5 protein-coding genes are annotated in these 2,775 nt (G+C 54.0%); 2 read left to right on the forward strand and 3 right to left on the reverse strand.

Annotation, left to right across the window (positions count from 1 at the left end):
* Window positions 1-1,101 (forward strand): ATPase (locus tag JX325_RS14755; protein ID WP_204791834.1); only part of this gene is annotated, 1,101 nt, incomplete at its 5' end.
* Window positions 1,102-1,155: 54 nt separating this feature from the next.
* Here the strand turns inward: JX325_RS14755 and JX325_RS14760 are convergent.
* On the reverse strand, window positions 1,156-1,521 hold the full coding sequence (locus JX325_RS14760; RefSeq protein ID WP_204791835.1) for a DUF6076 domain-containing protein: 366 nt from the start codon (window positions 1,519-1,521) through the stop codon (window positions 1,156-1,158).
* Window positions 1,522-1,642: 121 nt separating this feature from the next.
* Here JX325_RS14760 and JX325_RS14765 point away from each other — a divergent pair, with 121 nt between their 5' ends.
* Window positions 1,643-2,020 (forward strand): IS30 family transposase, encoded by a 378-nt coding sequence (locus JX325_RS14765; protein WP_204791836.1) that lies wholly within the window; start codon window positions 1,643-1,645, stop codon window positions 2,018-2,020.
* Here the strand turns inward: JX325_RS14765 and JX325_RS14770 are convergent.
* Both JX325_RS14770 and JX325_RS14775 read right to left on the reverse strand, forming a co-directional pair.
* The gene (locus tag JX325_RS14770) at window positions 2,011-2,364 is read right to left on the reverse strand and encodes a recombinase family protein (protein ID WP_204791837.1); all 354 of its coding nucleotides are present in this window, start codon (window positions 2,362-2,364) and stop codon (window positions 2,011-2,013) included. The two genes, JX325_RS14765 and JX325_RS14770, sit on opposite strands and share 10 nt — an antisense overlap.
* Window positions 2,365-2,465: 101 nt before the next feature.
* On the reverse strand, window positions 2,466-2,775 hold a 310-nt coding region (locus tag JX325_RS14775; protein WP_204791838.1), incomplete at its 5' end, for a transposase.

Raw genomic sequence — 2,775 nt, forward strand, 5'->3', positions numbered from 1 at the left:
CAGTACAAGGTCGTAGGCACCCACCGGATTCCCCAGGGCTGTATTGTCGTCACGGCGGGCAACCCGCCGGAGTATAACAAATCCGTCCGGGAATACGACATTGTCACCTGGGACCGCCTGAAGCGGGTGGATGTGGAGCCGGATTATGAGGCCTGGAAGGAATACGCCTACAAAAAGGGCATCCACGAGGCAATTATGACGTTTTTGGAAATCAAGAAGAACTATTTTTACATCGTGGAAACCACAGTGGACCGCAAGAGCTTCGTCACCGCCCGGGGCTGGGAGGATTTGTCGGAAATGATGAAGCTCTACGAGCGCCACGGCCTGACCGTAGACCAGAAGCTCACGGCCCAATACCTGCAAAATCCCGCTGTGGCCCGGGAGTTTGCGGTCTACTACGACCTCTACAATAAATACAAATCCGACTATCAGATCGAGGACATCCTGAACGGCGCGGCCTCCGGCTCCATTCGGGACCGGGCGCGGGCGGCGCGGTTTGACGAGCGGCTCAGCCTGCTGGGGCTGCTGATCGACGCCGTGAACGCGGAGATGCGGCGGGCAGTGGAGACGGACAACGCGATTTTGGAAAACCTGCGGGTCCTCAAGCAGGTAAAAACCGCACTGAACCAGGCGGACGCCTCCTATGTGACCGTCCTGCACAAACATCTGGACGCGGAGCGAACGGCCCTGCGTCTGGGACAGAAGGCAAACTCCATCGACTATGAGACCAGCTATTCCTACAATTACGTGATCCGCTTTCTGGAGGATATCCTCGACGCGCTGAAACGAGACGGCGTCTCGGAAAATCAGGAGGCGTTCCGCCGGGTCAAGGCATCTTACGACGCCTCTACGGCGGCACATAAGGCTGAAATCGCGAAGATCAAGGCCCGGTTGGAGAATCTGTTTCAATTCGCGGAGGAGGCCTTTGCAGACGGACAGGAGCTGCTGATCCTGGTGACGGAGCTGACCGTGCGCTATTACTGCGCGAAGTTTGTCTCGAAATTTGGCTGTGACGCGTATTTCAGGCACAACCAGAGCCTGATGTTCTATCAGAGGAAACAGGAGCTTCTGACAGAGATTGCCGCCTTGGAAGAACTTTGAGTGGATAAAGCGTCCGTGTTTACTAAAAAATCTCGCCCGGGCTTTGTCTCATGGTTATGCATCCTTGAGCCACTCCTTGAACGCATCCAGGGAGATATGTTCCTGGCCGCAGTCTTTCTTCCTGGCCTTGGCCGCTTTGTGCCAGGCGGCAAATTGCTTCTCTGTGTATTTTCCAGATTTGATCCAGGCAAAGCGGCGCTTGTACTCCCGGCGGTACTCCTGGAATACCCGGTCGCTCCGGCGGCTCTCCGCCCACTTTCGGACAGGGGCGGTGCTGCGGCAGAGCTTTCCGGACGGGCCGGGACGGCTGCAATACTCCGCCGTGATCCGTCCGGTGATGGGGAAGTATCTCCCACAGTTTCTACAGTACCGAACCGGAATGTCCCGTCTGACGCACTCCCGGAGAGAGAAGTCTATCAAGTCACGAATCGTATTGGGATATAGGATTTCCCCACAGCCGCCGTTTCTGATTGCACCAAAGCTGATGGGGATAGGCGCTCAAAGCGAAAGAGTGCGGTATCATGAGGCTGGTCAAAGAACCATGTTCTCGACCGTATTCCAGACAATCACCGTCGACAACGGCTCCGAGTTTGCGGACAACGAGGGCCTGGAGCGGTCCTGTCTCCGCCGCGGGAAAAAGCGGACGACGCTCTGCTACTGCCACCCGTACAGCTCCAGCGAGCGGGGATCCAACGAAAAGCAAAACGGAATGACCCGCCGCCACCCAAAAGGGACGGACTTTAAGCGGGTCTCCCAGAAAAAGCTCCGGGAGACCACAGACTGGATCAACAACTATCCCCGGAAAATATTCGGTTTCATACCGCGGCGGAGCTTTTCGCCGCCGCTCTCCCTGGCTGCCCCGCCCTGTACTAAAAAATTTATAAAAATTTTCGCATTTCTCTTGACAAATTACGTTTGAGGCATAGCAGGGGAGATATAACGAGTCTCTTTTCTCGGTGCTCCCGTCTTATCATAGTCAACATTGCAGAGGCTGGCCTTTTCATATTGCACACTGGCATAAGACTCAAAACCAACGATAACGACGTACTTGGAGTTGGAGAGAAGGTGGTCAACTGCTACCCGAGTCCATTTAGCTTTCCCGGTCGGGGAGGGTATTTGTTCTGCGTAAAGTATATCCACCACTTTTCCCAGACTTGCCCCGGCCAGGTAGTAGTCAAAAATCATGCGGATGCTAATTGCTTCGCTTTCTTTGACCTCAAGTACTCCATTTTTTACGAGATTAAATCCATAAGGTATTCTCATCTTTGACACTCCTTAAAATAAAATTTCCTATGTTCGTATCTCCACTTGGGTACTGTCAAGAATTATGCACAAAAAAGCATGCAGGCCCTGTGTGAATGAGATCAATCGGCAATAGAGGCATCCTCCAAAACCGCCTCCAGGTGCTTCATGTTCATGTATTTCTTGTTGCCCCACTGGGTACCAGCCACATGACGCAGCCGAGCGCAGACCAGCATAAGGGCAGAGTTTCTATCAGGGAAAGTACCCACCACCCGGGTGCGGCGGCGGATTTCCCGGTTGAGCCGCTCAATGACGTTGTTAGTGCGGATTCTTGTCCAGTGTTCGCTGGGGAAGTCACAGTAGGTCAGAGTTTCCTCAATGCCATCCGCCACTTTCTTAGAGGCCTCCTTCAGCTTCATCTCTCTCAGCNGG

The organism is Oscillibacter sp. CU971, from assembly GCF_905219725.1.
Taxonomy (GTDB): domain Bacteria; phylum Bacillota; class Clostridia; order Oscillospirales; family Oscillospiraceae; genus Oscillibacter.

Excerpts from the sequence above, each read along its gene's own strand:
- JX325_RS14765 (WP_204791836.1), top strand. The coding sequence starts at position 1,643 with ATGTTCTCGACCGTATTCCAGACAATCACCGTCGACAACGGCTCCGAG.
- JX325_RS14770 (WP_204791837.1), bottom strand. The coding sequence starts at position 2,364 with ATGAGAATACCTTATGGATTTAATCTCGTAAAAAATGGAGTACTTGAG.